This window comes from Pseudostreptobacillus hongkongensis, assembly GCF_001559795.1.
Taxonomy (GTDB): domain Bacteria; phylum Fusobacteriota; class Fusobacteriia; order Fusobacteriales; family Leptotrichiaceae; genus Pseudostreptobacillus; species Pseudostreptobacillus hongkongensis.
On record NZ_LOHY01000121.1, the window covers coordinates 23,557 to 39,777 of the forward strand.

16 protein-coding genes are annotated in these 16,221 nt (G+C 24.7%); all 16 read left to right on the forward strand.

Annotated features, from left to right (window positions below; genetic code table 11):
- The first annotated feature begins 2 nt into the window (after positions 1 to 2).
- Positions 3 to 1,076 (forward strand): peptide chain release factor N(5)-glutamine methyltransferase, encoded by a 1,074-nt coding sequence (gene prmC / locus AYC59_RS06235; protein ID WP_066896482.1) that lies wholly within the window; start codon positions 3 to 5, stop codon positions 1,074 to 1,076.
- Positions 1,076 to 2,095 carry a tRNA preQ1(34) S-adenosylmethionine ribosyltransferase-isomerase QueA gene (gene queA / locus AYC59_RS06240; RefSeq protein WP_066896484.1) on the forward strand — a complete coding sequence of 340 codons (1,020 nt, stop codon included), beginning with the start codon at positions 1,076 to 1,078 and terminating at the stop codon, positions 2,093 to 2,095. The genes prmC and queA overlap by 1 nt, the downstream gene beginning before the upstream one ends.
- A 12-nt stretch (positions 2,096 to 2,107) precedes the next feature.
- The gene (gene rsmD, locus AYC59_RS06245) at positions 2,108 to 2,662 is read left to right on the forward strand and encodes a 16S rRNA (guanine(966)-N(2))-methyltransferase RsmD (RefSeq protein WP_066896487.1); all 555 of its coding nucleotides are present in this window, start codon (positions 2,108 to 2,110) and stop codon (positions 2,660 to 2,662) included.
- Positions 2,663 to 2,671: 9 nt separating this feature from the next.
- Positions 2,672 to 2,869: an exodeoxyribonuclease VII small subunit gene (xseB, locus tag AYC59_RS06250; RefSeq protein ID WP_066896490.1), complete on the forward strand. Its 198-nt coding sequence runs from the start codon at positions 2,672 to 2,674 to the stop codon at positions 2,867 to 2,869.
- A 1-nt stretch (position 2,870) separates the two neighbouring features.
- Positions 2,871 to 3,716 carry a polyprenyl synthetase family protein gene (locus tag AYC59_RS06255; protein WP_066896493.1) on the forward strand — a complete coding sequence of 282 codons (846 nt, stop codon included), beginning with the start codon at positions 2,871 to 2,873 and terminating at the stop codon, positions 3,714 to 3,716.
- Entirely contained in the window at positions 3,716 to 4,453 is a 738-nt protein-coding gene (locus tag AYC59_RS06260) for a purine nucleoside phosphorylase YfiH/LACC1 family protein (RefSeq protein ID WP_066896496.1), read from the forward strand. The genes AYC59_RS06255 and AYC59_RS06260 overlap by 1 nt, the downstream gene beginning before the upstream one ends.
- Before the next feature lies 1 nt (position 4,454).
- The gene (locus AYC59_RS06265; RefSeq protein ID WP_066896499.1) at positions 4,455 to 4,745 is read left to right on the forward strand and encodes a hypothetical protein; all 291 of its coding nucleotides are present in this window, start codon (positions 4,455 to 4,457) and stop codon (positions 4,743 to 4,745) included.
- Positions 4,746 to 4,792: 47 nt separating this feature from the next.
- Complete coding sequence (gene secA, locus AYC59_RS06270) at positions 4,793 to 7,369, forward strand: preprotein translocase subunit SecA (RefSeq protein ID WP_066896502.1); 2,577 nt, start codon at positions 4,793 to 4,795, stop codon at positions 7,367 to 7,369.
- A 121-nt stretch (positions 7,370 to 7,490) separates the two neighbouring features.
- A complete protein-coding gene (gene rplU, locus AYC59_RS06275) occupies positions 7,491 to 7,787 on the forward strand; it encodes a 50S ribosomal protein L21 (RefSeq protein ID WP_066896505.1) in 297 nt (98 codons plus the stop codon).
- A gap of 2 nt (positions 7,788 to 7,789) precedes the next feature.
- Positions 7,790 to 8,125, forward strand: coding sequence for a ribosomal-processing cysteine protease Prp (locus AYC59_RS06280; protein ID WP_066896508.1), 336 nt, complete (start codon positions 7,790 to 7,792; stop codon positions 8,123 to 8,125).
- Positions 8,122 to 8,412: a 50S ribosomal protein L27 gene (rpmA, locus tag AYC59_RS06285; RefSeq protein ID WP_066896511.1), complete on the forward strand. Its 291-nt coding sequence runs from the start codon at positions 8,122 to 8,124 to the stop codon at positions 8,410 to 8,412. The genes AYC59_RS06280 and rpmA overlap by 4 nt, the downstream gene beginning before the upstream one ends.
- A 112-nt stretch (positions 8,413 to 8,524) precedes the next feature.
- The gene (locus AYC59_RS06290; RefSeq protein ID WP_066896514.1) at positions 8,525 to 11,524 is read left to right on the forward strand and encodes a hypothetical protein; all 3,000 of its coding nucleotides are present in this window, start codon (positions 8,525 to 8,527) and stop codon (positions 11,522 to 11,524) included.
- A 107-nt stretch (positions 11,525 to 11,631) separates the two neighbouring features.
- The gene (nth, locus tag AYC59_RS06295; RefSeq protein ID WP_066896517.1) at positions 11,632 to 12,276 is read left to right on the forward strand and encodes an endonuclease III; all 645 of its coding nucleotides are present in this window, start codon (positions 11,632 to 11,634) and stop codon (positions 12,274 to 12,276) included.
- The gene (locus tag AYC59_RS06300) at positions 12,273 to 13,391 is read left to right on the forward strand and encodes a D-alanyl-D-alanine carboxypeptidase family protein (RefSeq protein ID WP_066896520.1); all 1,119 of its coding nucleotides are present in this window, start codon (positions 12,273 to 12,275) and stop codon (positions 13,389 to 13,391) included. The genes nth and AYC59_RS06300 overlap by 4 nt, the downstream gene beginning before the upstream one ends.
- Before the next feature lie 10 nt (positions 13,392 to 13,401).
- The gene (rapZ, locus tag AYC59_RS06305) at positions 13,402 to 14,229 is read left to right on the forward strand and encodes an RNase adapter RapZ (RefSeq protein WP_066896523.1); all 828 of its coding nucleotides are present in this window, start codon (positions 13,402 to 13,404) and stop codon (positions 14,227 to 14,229) included.
- On the forward strand, positions 14,219 to 15,988 hold the full coding sequence (uvrC, locus tag AYC59_RS06310; RefSeq protein WP_066896526.1) for an excinuclease ABC subunit UvrC: 1,770 nt from the start codon (positions 14,219 to 14,221) through the stop codon (positions 15,986 to 15,988). The genes rapZ and uvrC overlap by 11 nt, the downstream gene beginning before the upstream one ends.
- The last annotated feature ends 233 nt before the right edge of the window (positions 15,989 to 16,221 follow it).

Sequence of the window (16,221 nt, forward strand, 5' to 3'; positions counted from 1 at the left end):
TGATGGAAGATAATTTAATAGATATAGTTAATAAAAGTATAGAATATTTAAAAAAAAATAAGATTAACAATCCAAGATTAATTGTTGAAAGTATAATAACGGATGTTTTAAAAATAAATAAATTAGATATATATACAAACTATGATAGAAAATTAAATGATTTAGAAAAAAATGAAATTAGAAAAAAATTAAAAGAATATAACGGTGAAAATTTAGAAATTAAACCAAATACTGTTAAAGAATATTTTGAAAAAACTAAAATATATCTGGATAAAAAAGGTATTCCAGAAAGTAATATGATTACAAATATAATATTTTCTAAAGTATTAGACACAGATATGAGTTTGCTGTTTACAAAATATTCTAGTATAGTAAATGAAGAAGCGAAAGAAAAAATAAAATCTATTTTGAAAAAATTAGTAGAATTAAGACTACCTATACAGTATATATTTAATGAACAAATTTTTTATGGACATACTTTTTATGTTGATAAAAACGTATTAATACCTAGATTAGATACTGAAACTGTTGTTGAAAAAGCACTAGAACTAATTTTAAGAAAAAATAATCCTATAGTTTTAGATATAGGTACAGGTAGTGGTGCGATAGGAATAACTATAGCTATTGAAAATTCAGAAAGTAAAGTTTTAGCTACTGATATATCTGAAAATGCTTTAACAGTTTCTAAAAAAAATGCACAAATATTAGATGTTAGGAATATTAAATTTTTAAAATCAAATTTATTTGAAAATATAGAATACAGAAATTTTGATCTTATAGTATCAAATCCACCATATATATCAAATGGAGAACAGGAATATATGAGTTTAGATACTGTACATGAACCGGAGCTTGCGCTTTTTGCTGAAAATGAAGGTCTTTATTTTTATTATGAAATAGCAAGTGAAGCTATAAATTATTTAAATAATGAAGGTTATTTATTATTTGAAATAGGATTTAAACAAGGTTTAAAAGTTAAAGAAATAATGGAAAATTATGGATTTAAAGATGTTAATATAGGTAAAGATTTAACTGGAAATGATAGATATGTTTATGGGATTAAGAAAGGAAATTAATGAGAGTTGATGATTTTGATTTTGAATTACCTAAGGAAAGTATAGCTCAACATGCTATAGAACCTAGGGATCATTCAAAGTTATTGGTAGTTAATAAGAATAGTGATGAATTAGAAGATAAACATTTTTATGATATTGTAGATTATTTAAATGAAAATGATATTTTAGTTCTTAATAAAACTAAAGTTATACCTGCTAGATTATTTGGGAAAAAAGAAAATGGAGTAGCTATAGAAACATTTTTATTAAAGAGATTAGATATTAATAAATGGGAAGTATTACTTAAACCTGCTAAAAGGGTAAAAGTTGGAACTAAAATAATTTATTCAGATAAATTGTCTGCTACTTTGTTAGAAATACATGAAGATGGTAATAGAGTTGTAGAGTTTGAATATAGTGGAGTATTTGAGGAGATATTAGATGAACTTGCACAAATGCCTTTGCCACCATATATAACTGAAAAATTAGATAATAAGGAAAGATATCAAACAGTATACGCTAAAAGTGGTGAATCTGTTGCAGCTCCAACTGCAGGTCTTCATTTTACTAATGAATTATTAGAAAAAATAGAGAAAAAAGGTGTAACTATAGTTGAAGTATTTTTAACTGTAGGGCTTGGAACATTTAGACCAGTACAAGTGGATAATATAGAAGATCATATTATGCATAGTGAGGAATATATAGTTCCTGAAGAAACTGCAAGAATAATAAATGAAGGTAAGAAAAATGGTAAAAGAATAGTTGCTGTAGGAACTACATCTATTAGAACTTTAGAATCATCAGTAGATGAAAATGGTAATCTTATTGCACAAAGCTCAGCTACAAGTATTTTTATATATGGAGATTATAAGTTTAAAATAGTTGATGCACTAATAACTAATTTTCATTTACCAAAATCAACTTTAATTATGTTGGTATCTTCTTTTGCAGGGAAAGATAAAATAATGAACGCATATAAACATGCAATAGATAATAATTACAGATTCTTTAGTTTTGGAGATTCAATGTTTATATATTAAGAGGTGGAATAAATGAGAATAACTTCAGGATATTTAAAAAATAGGGTTATATTAAGTAGGATAGGGAAAGAAACTAGACCTACACTTGAAAGAGTAAAAGAAGCTATTTATAGTATAATATCAGATAAAATTATAGATGCAAAGTTTTTGGATCTTTATTCAGGAACTGGAAATATGTCTTTTGAAGCTATAAGTAGAGGTGCAAGTCGTGCCATTATGATAGAAAAAGATAAAGAAGCATTAAGAGTTATAATAGAAAATGTTAATAATTTAAAATTAGAAGATGTATGTAGAGCATATAAAAATGATGTTTTAAGAGCTATAGAAATATTAGAAAATAAAAATGAAAAATTTGATGTAATATTTATGGATCCACCATATAAAGATAATATAACACATAAAACTTTAAAGAAAATTTCAGATCATAATTTACTTGATGATAATGGAATTATAATATGTGAACATGGTAAATATGAAAAATTAGAAAATAACATAGGTGATTTTGTTAAATATGATGAACGTGAATATAATAAGAAAATTGTTACTTTCTATAAAAAAAATATATAGGAGTTGGATATGGCTAAAAAGAAAAATTTTGAAGATTTTATCGATGAATTAAAAGAATCTGTTAAAAAATTAGAAGATTCAAGTATTAGCTTAGAAGAAGCTATAGCAGAGTATGAAAAATCTTCTTCTTTAATAAAAGAAGCTGAAAAAAAACTTAAAGAAGTAGAAGGAAAACTTGAAAAGATAAAAGAAAATAGTGGTAAGTAATATGAAAGAATACTTGAGTAAATTACAAAAAATTATAAATCAAAATTTAGAAGAAACTCTTGAAAAAAATAAGAATAATACATATTTTGATGATATGATGAAATACGCTGTATTACTTGGTGGGAAAAGAATAAGACCTATAATAATGTATATTTTAGCTGATATATATAATAAAGAATATGAAATGATAGAAAAAGAAGCACAGAGTATAGAACTTATACATGCATATTCTTTAGTTCATGACGATTTACCTTGTATGGATAATGATGAATATAGAAGAGGAAATTTAACAGTACATAAAAAATTTGGTGTGGCAAATGCTGTTCTTGTTGGAGATAGTCTATTAACTTTAGCATTTTTAGTTTTAGCAGAATCAGATTATTCTAATAAAAATAGTGTCATAACCTTATCATATTATTCTGGTAATAAAGGTATGATACTTGGACAATATTTAGATATTTTATCTGAAGGAAAAGATATATCATTAGATCAATTATTAGATATACATATAAGCAAAACAGCTATGTTATTAATGGCTAGTGTTGAACTTGCCTGTATCAGCTTAAAACTTGATATAGATGTAAGGAAAATTTTGAGAAAATACATACTTTATTTAGGACTTGCATATCAAATTCAAGATGATATTTTAGAAATTGAAGGTAATTTTGAAAAAACAGGTAAATTAAATACAGATTTTGAAAATGAAAAATCAACATGTCCATCTATTATTGGAATTGAAAAATCAAAAATTATGTGTAAAACATTTACAGATAAAGCAATTGATTTAGTCCAAGGAAATGAAAAATTAATAGAATTTGCAAATTTTTTACTTAAGAGGGAAGGATAATGTTTACAGAAAAAAAATATTATTATAGTATAGATGAATTTACCAAATATGGTGTTGAAGCTATTTTTACTAAAAAGACAGCTGGAAATATGGCAGATTATATAGGGGAAAATGGTGAAAATAATAGGGATAAAATTTTAAAATTAATAAATTTTGAAAATAAAAAAATAGTACATGCTTTACAAAAACATACAAATAGAGTAGAATATATAGAAAAGTTAAAAGGCTTAGAAAATTTAACTGATATAGATGGATTTGTTACTAAAAGTAAAGAATTTGTAATTTTTACCTATTATGCTGATTGTTTACCTATATATATTTTAGATAAGAATCAAAAGGCTATAGGTCTTGCTCATTCTGGTTGGATAGGAACACATAATGAGATGATCAAGTCTTTAATAGATAAAATGGTATTAGAATTTAACTCTAAAAAAGAGGATCTATTGATAGCTTTAGGAATAGGAATATCTCAAGAAGACTATGAAGTTGGTGAAGAATTTTATATTAAATTTAAAGAAAAATTCCCTAATTTATATAATGATGTATTTATAAATATCGATGGTAAATATTATTATGATAATACTAAACTGAATTATTTATTAGCTTTAGAAAATGGTATTTTAAAAGAAAATATATTTATAGATAATAGAGGAGTTAAAAATGCTAAAACATTTTCTTATAGACTTGATAAAGAAAATGTTGGAAGATCTGCTGCAATAATATTAATCAAGGAGTAGTATGAAAAAAAGAAATAGTCTTATACTAACTTTAATTTTTGCTTTGTTATTCATAATTTCAAATGATAAAATATATTCTACAAATTTAACTAGAGCTGTGTTTGGAAATGAAGTTAAATATACTGTAGAAGATAAAAAAGATGAAAATAAAGTATACATAAAAGAAGATAATAAAAATTATTATAAATTAAGAAATGAAAAGAAAATAAAAATTGAAAAATTAATTTTTAAGTTCTTTATTTTTTCATATAAAAAAATTGATGGTAGAAATGATTTGAAATATTTAGAATAAATTACTTCTTATTTTAAAATTAAATTAATATTAAATATGGAGGAAAAATGAAAGTAATTGATATAATTAATAAAATATTTGGAACATCAGATGAAAAAATAATAAAAAAAATGAGGAAAGATGTAGAAAAAATAAATGCATTAGAGCCATCTATGGAAGCATTAACTGATGCAGAATTAGGAAATAAGACAAATGAGTTTAAAGAAAGATTAGCTAAAGGAGAAACTTTAGATGATTTATTAATTGAAGCATTTGCAGTTGTTAGAGAAACTGCAAAGAGATTAACTGGAATGAGAATTTACGATGTTCAATTAATAGGTGGTATGATAATTCATAGTGGAAGAATTGCAGAAATGAAAACAGGAGAAGGTAAAACTTTAATGTCAACATTAGCAATTTATTTAAACGCATTAACTGGTAAAGGAGTTCATGTTGTTACAGTAAATGATTATCTAGCAAAAAGAGATAGAGATACTATGGCAGAAATTTATGAATTTTTAGGTTTAACATCAGGAGTAATTATAGCTAATCTTGATAATAATACAAGACGTGCTGCATATAATTCTGATATAACTTATGGTACTAATAATGAATTTGGATTTGATTATTTAAGAGATAACATGGTTCATGATCCAAGTGAAAAAGTACAAAGAGAACATAATTATGCAATAGTTGATGAAATAGATTCAATATTAATAGATGAAGCTAGAACACCTCTAATTATATCAGGTCCTGCTGAAGAAACTACTCATTGGTATGATGTATTTGCTAATGTTGTTTTAAGACTTAATAGAAGTTATAAAACAGAAGAGATTAAAGATAAAAAAAATACAGTAATACCTGATGAAGATTGGGAAGATTATGAAGTTGATGAAAAAGCTCGTACGGTTACTATTACTGATAAAGGTATAGGAAATGTTGAAAAAATATTAGGTATAGATAACTTATATGCACCTGAATATGTTGAATTAACACATTTCTTATCTCAGGCTTTAAAAGCTAAAGAATTATTTAAAAGAGATAGAGACTATATAATAAATGAAAAAGATGAAGTTATAATAGTTGATGAATTTACTGGAAGATTGATGGACGGAAGAAGATATTCTGATGGATTACACCAAGCTATAGAAGCTAAAGAACATATAAAGGTTGCTGGTGAAAATCAAACTTTAGCAACTATAACATTACAAAATTACTTCAGAATGTATAATAAACTATCAGGAATGACAGGGACTGCAAAAACAGAAGAAGAAGAGTTTAAACAAATATATAAATTAGGTGTTGTAGTAGTTCCAACAAATAGACCAGTTCAAAGAATAGATATGCCAGATGTTGTTTATCAAACAACTCGTGCTAAACATAAAGCTATAGTTAGAAAAATAATAGAATTATTTGAAAAAGGGCAACCAGTTTTAGTAGGTACAGCATCTATTGAACATTCAGAGTTATTATCAAACTATCTTAAGAAAGCTGGTATTAAACATGAAGTTTTAAATGCTAAAAACCATGCAAGAGAAGCTGACATTGTAGCACAAGCTGGAAGATTTAAAACAGTAACGATAGCAACTAATATGGCTGGACGTGGTACAGATATTAAACTTGGTGGAGATCCAGAATCATTTGCAGTTAAAATTGCGGAAAAAGGAACACCTGAATATGCTGAAGTTTTAAAAACTTATGAAAAAGATTGTGCTGAAAATAAACAAAAAGTTTTAGATGCGGGTGGATTATTTATACTAGGTACTGAAAGACATGAAAGTAGAAGAATTGATAACCAATTAAGAGGAAGAGCGGGTCGTCAAGGAGATCCAGGTGCTTCTGAATTTTATCTATCATTAGAAGATGATCTTATGAGATTATTTGGTGGAGATAGAATTAAATCAATGATGTCTGCTTTAAAAATAGATGAAGATGAAGAACTAAGACATAAAAGAGTTTCTAAAGCAGTTGAAAATGCTCAAAAGAGAATAGAAAGTAGAAACTTCTCAACTAGAAAAAATTTAATAGAGTATGATGATGTTAATAATATGCAAAGGGAAGTAATTTATAAACAAAGAAACCAAGTATTATACAATGAAAACTTAAGAGAATTAATTTATGATATGTTAGATAATTCAGCAGTTGAATTAATAGATACTTATGTTTCTGACAATAAATCAGAATGGCAATTTGATGATTTAGAATCAAGATTAAATGAAGTTTATGCTATTTCACTTCCTCAAGGTTTAGAAAATGCTAAAAATAAAGATGAGTTATATGATATACTATATAACAATTTAAAAGCTATATATGATAATAAAGTTCAAGAAATTGGAGAAGAACAATTCTCTAAAATTGAAAGATATATAATGCTTGAAGTACTTGATCAAAAATGGAGACAAAACTTAAAAGATTTAACTGAGTTAAGAGAAGGTATTAATCTTCAATCTTATGGACAAAAAAATCCAGTTAATGAGTATAAGATTGCAAGTACAGATGTATATAATGATATGATAGATGGAATTAATAGAGAAACTACTGCGTTCTTATTAAAATTAAAATTAAGAGAACCTGAACCAGAAATTATAGAAGAAGAAATTGAAATAGAAGAAATTCCAAAATCAAGAAGAGAAGAATTAGAATAAGATATGGAAAACCATATCTTTTTTTCTTGACAAGTAGCTATTAAATGTGTTAATATACTATGTATGCATGAGTTAGGTGGCTAATACCTAACGCAGCGATATTGAATTTGGAGGTGAACGTATGTTTGCAGTGATTAAAACTGGAGGAAAACAGTATAAAGTTGAAGTAGGTTCATTATTGAAAGTTGAAAAATTAGCCGTTGAAGAAGGAAGCGAAGTTACTTTTGAAGAAGTATTAATGGTTGGTGATAAAGTTGGATCACCACTAGTTGATGGAGCAAAAGTAGTAGCTACAGTTAAAGAACACGGAAAAGGTAAAAAAGTAATCAACTTTAAATATAATAAAAAGACATACTACAGAAAAAAAGGTCATAGACAACAATATACTTTAATCGAAGTTAAAGATATTAAAGGATAATAATGACAAAAATTGAATTTTCTGAAAAAGAAGATAAAATTCTAAGCTTTTTAATAAAAGGGCATACACAGAATAATACATATGGAAATGATATAGTCTGTGCATCAATTTCTGCAACTTCTCAAATGACCTTAAACGGTATAATTGAAGTATTAAATGTTAAGAAATTGAATTATGAAATTAAAGATGGATATATGCTATGTGATTTAAGTGATTGTTCATTTGAAGAAATAGAAAAATCTCAAAGTATGTTAATTTCATTGAAATTGATATTAGAAGAAATAGCAAGAAACTATCCTAAAAACGTACAATTTAGAATTAGGAGGTATGGGAAATGATATTAAAGTTGAATTTACAATTATTCGCCTCAAAAAAAGGACAAGGGTCAACTAAAAATGGTAGAGACTCAAACCCTAAATATTTAGGAGTAAAAAGATATGATGGTGAAGCTGTTAAAGCAGGAAATATAATTGTTAGACAAAGAGGAACTAAGTTCCACCCAGGTAATAATATGGGACTTGGTAAAGATTACACTTTATTTGCTTTAGTTGATGGATTCGTAAAATTCGAAACTTTCAAAGGTAAAAAAAGAGTAAGTGTTTATGCAGAAAAGATAGTTAAATAATATATTAAGCTCTCTATTGAGAGCCTTTTTTATATATATTGATTCTTTAACTCTTGACAAGATATAATTTTAAATGTAAAATATTTATATAAAATAAAAAAGGAGCAAACTAATGAAAAAAATTTTAATAGCTTCACTTATACTAGCTTGTATTAGTTATAGTATAGAAGTTGAGACAGAAATTAAAGTGGGGGCAAATGCTACTTGGGGTGCTGATGGAATAGCGTATCCATATTCACACTTAAGTAATATGTTGAGAATATCATTAGCAAGGGAAAATACTTTTGATGAAAAATGGCCTGAAATTCCCGATTTTACTCCAAATAATAGTGGATCTAATAATAACACAGGAAATACTGAAACAGGAGCTAATACAGGGCAACCGAGTAAGCCTATATATGTTGATTCACAAGCTGAAAAAGATAGATTACTTTCTAAAAGATATCTATTAAGAGGAATACAATTTGATAAAACTCTTTTAGATGCTAATGTAAAAATAAAAGATTATGGAACAAAATTTGGGGTAGTAGTTAAAGGAAGACCTAATAGATATGATCAAGGTTGGAGTCTGTTTGATGTAAATAGAGCATATTTTACTTTAGATGTTGATACAGATCCTGTAAAATTAAATTCAGTACTATATTTAAAAGGATATGAAAAAGGAACTCCAGGACTTAATAGATTTTCAGAAGAAGGTTATAGAGATCCTAAAAAACATGGTCAACTTGATGTTAAAGCAAGTATTACACCTTTTAAGTTTATAATTACACCTGATGTAGATTTAGAATATAAAGGAACTTTAAAAGAACATTTTGATTATAAATTAAAACCAGGATTTAAATTAAATATTTATGAAGATGATAATAATGAAATATCAGTTTCTACTAAAATGCAAATTTTAAAGAATAATAATGAAGATGTAATAAATTATTTATCAGATGATATTGCCTTCTTAAGTCCAGGTAATAGAGAAATTGAATACTTTAAAAATTGGGAAATAGGTAAATTAATATTAGATGAAACATATAATAAAGATAAAACTATTCTTGGTAAAGATGGTAAAGCAGCTTATAGATATATAGGACAAAGAGATCCAAAACTTGGTCATTTAAGTGGATTAAATGGAAGTATAAGAAGTGTTGGAACTCCTACAGGATCTTTATATGGTGAAAGTTTCTTTGAAAAAGCAACTAAAGCAGTACTTAATAAAGCTATAGATAATTTAGAAAAAGATTCAACTTTAAGTTCTTTAACGAATGATTTAAGAGATAAAGTTAAAGAAGGTGGATTTGGTAATGGAATATTTAGTACTAAATTATTATTTATAGGTAAGTACTTATTAAAAATAAAGCAATTAGAAAAAGAAGTAAATAAAATATTAGAAAATAAAAATGGTGAATATGATAAAATAGTAGAACCTATTATTAATGAAATTTTTGCTATGACTAAAATAGATAATAAAGGAAACTTATCTGATTTTAATGCTATACACTATATACCTAGAGAATATAGAAGTTGGCTTGGAAATACTTTACCAGAAATTCCTTATGAAGATAGTATTGCAAATAAAGAAAAAAGAAAAAATGAGGCACCAGAAAGAAAAGTAATAGTAGGTAAAGATCCAAGTAAACCACAAGTAAATCCAGGAACACCTGGAAATTCAGGAGAAAATCCTATGGATTCTAAACCAACAGTTTATCCAGAAGATACTAACAAAACTGTGGTACTTGGAAGTAATAAAGAAAATAAAGGAAAAATATATGTTGCACAAGATTCAAGAAGAAGTATTTTTGCAAGTGAACTTAAGAAACCTTTATATAATCTTGCAACTTTAATTAAATCAGGTTCTAGTAATAAAAATTGGTTAAATTTAATATTTAAAGGTAGTGACTTATTTGATAATCTATTTGTTGAATCTAATGGTAAATCTTTAATGACTAGAATGTTATATAATTCAGAAGAATTGTCATCTTTTGATATGTTTTCAAGTTTACGAATAAGTGAAAGTGAATCTGATAAGAGAAGTAAAGAATATTTAGGAGGATATTTATCAACTATAAAAAATGCTAATAATAAATTAGAAGGTTATAAAGTTACTGAAAATAAACCTAGTATATTAACTGGATATGATTTTAGTATTAATTATAAAAATAAAAAAGTTCCTCTTAGTATAAAATTTAATGCTTTATGGAATGGAAGCGAAAGAACTTCAGAAATTGTTACAGATTATACATTAAATAAATCTGATAAAAGTTTAAGAGATATAGGTAAAGATTCATATTTAGAATATTTAGTTACAACTAAAAAAATAGCTGAAAGAAATCAAGTTAAATATGAATTTAAAGGAATGACAAATACTAAAGAAACTACATCACATCATAATTTAGACTTTAGTTTAAAATATGATGACAATAAATTAAAAGTTGAAACTGCAATTAATACAGATATAAATCGTATACATTTTTCTAGTTCTGAAGATGAAATTATGAAATATACCTATGATAAACCTGGTTTCTTTAGTACAAGTAGGAAAACAGAAAGTATGGAAATGGTACATAAACTTAACGCTTCTTATGCAAACTATATATTTAAACCAAGTTTAAATTTATCATATATAGCAGAACCAAATAAATATTTTGAATTAGTTCCTAAGTTATTATATGAAGGTAAATTTGAATATAAACAATATGAAAAAATTGAAGGTGCAGAATATTTAAAATCTGATGAAGGTAAGGATAATTCTAAATTAACTGAATTAAAAATAGATGTATTTAAAAGAGATGAAAATAATAAACTTATAAAAGCTCAAAATGCACCTAAAACAGGTAATGAAGAATTTGATAATTTAGAAGCTGGATCTTCAGTAGATATTTCTAAATATTCTAAATTTATATTTACTGATATAGAAAAAACATTTGAAAAAGAAAAACAAGTTGGAAAATCTAGATGGAAAGATCCTATGAATATATTTGTTCCAGCCTTAGATGTTTATTATAAACCACTTGATTTTGTTAAATTAGGATATCATTTCTTAATGCCTGTTGTATTAAAAGGTAAAAATATTGATGGATTCTTTATTAGAAATGGATTAAGTGCTACAGTACACTTTTAGTATAAATATTGCTCTTGTGAGCAATATTTTTATTTTAATGATAATTTGCAATAATTTTTTAAATAATGTACTATATAATAAGGAAAAAGTTTTAAATTGGGGGAAATATGACAAATAAGGATAAAATTAAATATATAATGGATATATTATCTAAAAAATTTGGAAAACCTAAAACGGCCTTAAATTATAATAATGAATATCAATTAATGGTTGCTGTAGTTCTTTCAGCACAATGTACAGATGCTAGAGTTAATATAGTTACAGAAGAACTTTTTAAATTAGTTGAAAAACCTGAAGATATAGATAATATGGAACTTTCTGAACTTGAAAAAAGAATATATCAAACAGGATTTTATAAAAATAAAGCGCTAAATTTGAAAAAAAATGCTAGAATATTAATAGAAAAGTATAATTCTAAATTACCTCAAACATTAGAAGAATTGATAGAATTACCGGGTGTTGGAAGAAAAACTGCTAATGTTTTGTTAGGCGATTTGTGGAATAAAAGAATAGGTATAGTTGTTGATACTCATGTTAAAAGACTTTCCAATTTAATTGGTTTTGTAAATACTGACAATCCAGAAAAAATTGAAAAAGAGTTAATAAAAATAATTCCTAAAAAATATTGGTATGAATATTCACATTATTTAATTTTACAAGGAAGAGATAAATGTATAGCAAGAAGACCTAAATGTAGTGAGTGTGAAATAAGAAAATATTGTGATTATGGAAGAAAGAAAGGTGATATATGAAAAAGTTATTTTTGATATTGTGTATGTTATCATTAAATTCATTTTCAATAAATTATGTAGATAATGAGAATTTTAAGGAACAGATTATATTTTCAGCAACTGGTGATGGTAAAATAATAGTAGACAGTAATTCTGATGTAGTTTTTCCTATAGCTTCTCTTACTAAAGTTATGAATGTTTTAGTGGCTTTAGATGAAGTTGAAAAAGGTAATTTTAGTTTAGATGACAAAATTACTTTTGATAAGGAAACAGCCTATATTTCTGGAGGAAGGCTTTTTGCATTACCCGGTGATTCTTATACCCTTAGAGATTTATTAAAAATGGAGTTAGTTCATTCTTCTAATAATTCAGCTTATGCAGTTGCTAAATTTATAGGAAAAGGTAGTATAGAAAATTTTGTTAATAAAATGAATTTAAAAGCAAAAGAAATAGGTTTAAAAAACACAGAATTTGCAAGTCCTGCTGGACTTCCACCAAGATTGTCACATTTAAATGGTATGGATGTTTCTAATGCTAAAGATTTATATTTACTTACAAGTTATGCTTTAAAGAATTATAATATTTTAGAATATAGTAATATAAAAGAAATAAAACTTGATGGAAATATTTATGAAAATAGAAATACTTTATTAGGTAAGTATGGAATTGTAGGTTTAAAAACAGGTTATCATTCAGAAAGTGGATATAATTTTATAGTAGTATCAAAAATGGGAGATACAGAAATAATATCTATATCCTTAAATTCAGAAAATATTAAAGATAGAAATCTAGTTAATGAAAGAATACTTAAAATTTTAGAACAAAATATAACTACTTTAGTAGATAAAAATAATGAATATTATATTTTTGATATTGCTAATCATCAAGATAAAAATATTGAAGGATACTTAAAAGAAGATATTAAAGTTTTAGACGTATATAAAAATATAAAATATAATCTAGTTCAATTAGATTATGAAGATAAAGATATTAAAAAAGATGATAAAATAGCTATTCTGGAAGTATATGAGGGATCTGAGAAACTTTTTGAAAAGGATATATTTGCAGTTAAAGAAAATAAAAGGTTAAAATGGTATGAAAGAATACTTAGAATAATAACGTTTGGATACTATTAAGGTGATGAATATGAAAAATCTTATATTAATAATAGGAATGAGTGGCTCTGGTAAAACAACTGCTGCAAAATTCTTTGAAGATAAGGGATATGATATGTATATAAATTATCCTTTAGACAAATTTAATAATGATATTATAAACAATACAGTAATGAGTTTTAATTTTAAAAATAATAAAGATATTGAAAAATTTTTAGAAAATGTTAATAGAATTAAAAAATATGATATAAACTTAAAATTATTATTTTTAGATTCAAGTGATCAAGTAATTATGTCAAGATATGAATATTTAAGAAGAAATCACCCTTTAAATTTAGAAAAAGGAATATTTGATGCAATTAAAAATGAAAGAAAATTAATGCAATGTTTGATTGATAGTTCAGATATAAGTATTGATACATCAAATTTAAAAGTTAAGTCTTTATATGAAATATTGGAAAATATATTCATATTTAAAAAGCATATATTATTTAGTTCTTTTGGGTATAAAAATGAACTTCCTAAGGATAGTGATTTTATTTTTGATGCTAGATTTTTAGAAAATCCTTTTTATGAACCTGAATTAAAAAATCTTACGGGAAATGATAAAGCTGTATTTGATTATGTAATGAATTTTGATGATGCTAGAGAATATTTTAAAGATATAAAAAATTTGATTGATAAAAATATAGAAATTTATTTAAAAAAGGTAAAACCTATTGTAAAAATATCTGTAGGATGTACTGGTGGAAAGCATAGATCAGTTACTTTAGTTAATGCACTGTATGATTATTTTTCTGAAAAATATAAGGAAGATATATTTAAATTTCATAGAGAGTTGAGTAAAGATGAAGATTAATTTAAAAGATATACCTAAAAATCCTGGTGTATATATAATGAAAAATATAAAAGATAAGATTATATATATAGGTAAGGCTAAGAATTTACGTAATAGAGTAAGTTCCTATTTTAATAATCCTAATTCTAGTATTAAAACATTTGAACTTGTAAAACATATTGAAAATATTGATTTTTTTGTATGTAATAATGAGTTAGAGGCACTAATACTTGAAAATAATTTAATAAAAAAACATAAACCTAAGTATAATATTCTTTTGAAGGATAATAAAACTTATCCTTATTTAAAAATAACTAATGAAAAATTTCCTAAAATTACAATAGTTAGAAGTAGAAATCATTTAGAAAATAATGAAAAGGCCTATTTTTTTGGACCTTTTCCTTTTAATATAAAGGGAATATTAAAAACTTTATTATCTGCTTTTGAAATTAAGAACTTCAATATAGATATGTACAATAAAAAAATTGTCGGGGTTAATTTAAGACATGATAATTTTAGTCGTGATTTTAAATTTGAAAATAAAGAAGATGAAATTAAATATATTAATAATATAAATAATATGATGGAATTTTTAAATAATAAAGATCGTAGAATAATAGATAAATTACATGATGAAATGATAACATATGCAGAAAATTTGGAATTTGAAAAATCACTAGTTTTAAGAAATAGAATAGAACTTTTAAATAAATTGTTAGAAATACAATTAATAGAACATAATAAAGAAATAGATGAAGATGTATTTTTATACAAGGCTACTAAAGAAAGAATATTTGTTTCTATTTTGAGTATTAGAGATGGAAAGGTAATAGATAAAAATACATATAATATAGAGAATAATTTTGATGAAGATGAAATCTTTGAAAGATTATTAATTAGTTATTATGATAATAAAAGAGTTCCTAATAATATAATAATAGATCCAAAGGTTATTTTAGATTTAAATATAATTACAGAGTGGTTTAAATTAGAAAAAAATAGTAAGGTACAGATTCATAGACCTATAATTAAGAGTCGTAGGAAATTATTGTTAGATTTAGGTATTAAAAATTTAGAAGTATTTATTGATAATTTCTATAAGAGTGAAAATTCATTGAAAAAAGGGCTTATAGATTTAAAAAATATTCTTAATTTAAAGAAATATCCTAAGGTAATAGAATGTTTTGATATATCTAATATTCAGGGAAAAGATGCAGTTGCTGGAATGAGCGTATCGGTTGATGGTAAGGCTGCAAATTCAAGGTATAGACATTTTAAAATAACAGTAAAAGATAGCCCTGATGATTTTATGATGATGAGAGAAGTTTTAACTAGAAGATATTCAAAATTAACAATAGAAGAATTACCTGATCTAGTATTAATAGATGGTGGTAAAGGACAATTAGGTGTTGCAGTTGAAGTATTTGAATCCTTAAATTTAACTAAATATGTTGATATTATAAGTATAGCTAAAAGAGAAGAAGAAATATTTAAATCTGGAATAAGTGAACCTTTTATTATAGATAAAAATGATGAAGCATTAAAAATTTTAATTAGAACAAGAGATGAAGTACATAGATTTGGTATAACTTATCATAGAAAATTAAGATCTAAAAGAAATTTAAAATCAAGATTAGATGATATAAATGGTATAGGTCCAAAAAGAAAAAAAGAATTAATTAAAAAATTTGGTACTATTAACAATATTTTTAATGCAAGTGATGAAGAATTATTAGAAATTTTACCTAAAAAAGTGGTTGAAGAAATTAAAAATAGTTAAATAGTTTAAATTTTACGAATATAAAAAAGTATTTCATAAAATAAAAAAATAACTGAAATTTAGTTTTTGGCAATGTAAAGTATTAAATGCACAAAAACAAAAATAGAGATAAATGTGGTAAAAATAATAGTTTGAAGCATGTTTAAATTTTTTTCGTTTTAATAAAAAATTGACATAACCTACAACAATAATTTAAAATTGCACTGTTAAGGCTATTAAAAATAGTCAAAATG

Coding starts and splice junctions, on each gene's coding strand:
- prmC (WP_066896482.1), top strand. CDS start 3: ATGGAAGATAATTTAATAGATATAGTTAATAAAAGTATAGAATATTTA.
- queA (WP_066896484.1), top strand. CDS start 1,076: ATGAGAGTTGATGATTTTGATTTTGAATTACCTAAGGAAAGTATAGCT.
- rsmD (WP_066896487.1), top strand. CDS start 2,108: ATGAGAATAACTTCAGGATATTTAAAAAATAGGGTTATATTAAGTAGG.
- xseB (WP_066896490.1), top strand. CDS start 2,672: ATGGCTAAAAAGAAAAATTTTGAAGATTTTATCGATGAATTAAAAGAA.
- AYC59_RS06255 (WP_066896493.1), top strand. CDS start 2,871: ATGAAAGAATACTTGAGTAAATTACAAAAAATTATAAATCAAAATTTA.
- AYC59_RS06260 (WP_066896496.1), top strand. CDS start 3,716: ATGTTTACAGAAAAAAAATATTATTATAGTATAGATGAATTTACCAAA.
- AYC59_RS06265 (WP_066896499.1), top strand. CDS start 4,455: ATGAAAAAAAGAAATAGTCTTATACTAACTTTAATTTTTGCTTTGTTA.
- secA (WP_066896502.1), top strand. CDS start 4,793: ATGAAAGTAATTGATATAATTAATAAAATATTTGGAACATCAGATGAA.
- rplU (WP_066896505.1), top strand. CDS start 7,491: ATGTTTGCAGTGATTAAAACTGGAGGAAAACAGTATAAAGTTGAAGTA.
- AYC59_RS06280 (WP_066896508.1), top strand. CDS start 7,790: ATGACAAAAATTGAATTTTCTGAAAAAGAAGATAAAATTCTAAGCTTT.
- rpmA (WP_066896511.1), top strand. CDS start 8,122: ATGATATTAAAGTTGAATTTACAATTATTCGCCTCAAAAAAAGGACAA.
- AYC59_RS06290 (WP_066896514.1), top strand. CDS start 8,525: ATGAAAAAAATTTTAATAGCTTCACTTATACTAGCTTGTATTAGTTAT.
- nth (WP_066896517.1), top strand. CDS start 11,632: ATGACAAATAAGGATAAAATTAAATATATAATGGATATATTATCTAAA.
- AYC59_RS06300 (WP_066896520.1), top strand. CDS start 12,273: ATGAAAAAGTTATTTTTGATATTGTGTATGTTATCATTAAATTCATTT.
- rapZ (WP_066896523.1), top strand. CDS start 13,402: ATGAAAAATCTTATATTAATAATAGGAATGAGTGGCTCTGGTAAAACA.
- uvrC (WP_066896526.1), top strand. CDS start 14,219: ATGAAGATTAATTTAAAAGATATACCTAAAAATCCTGGTGTATATATA.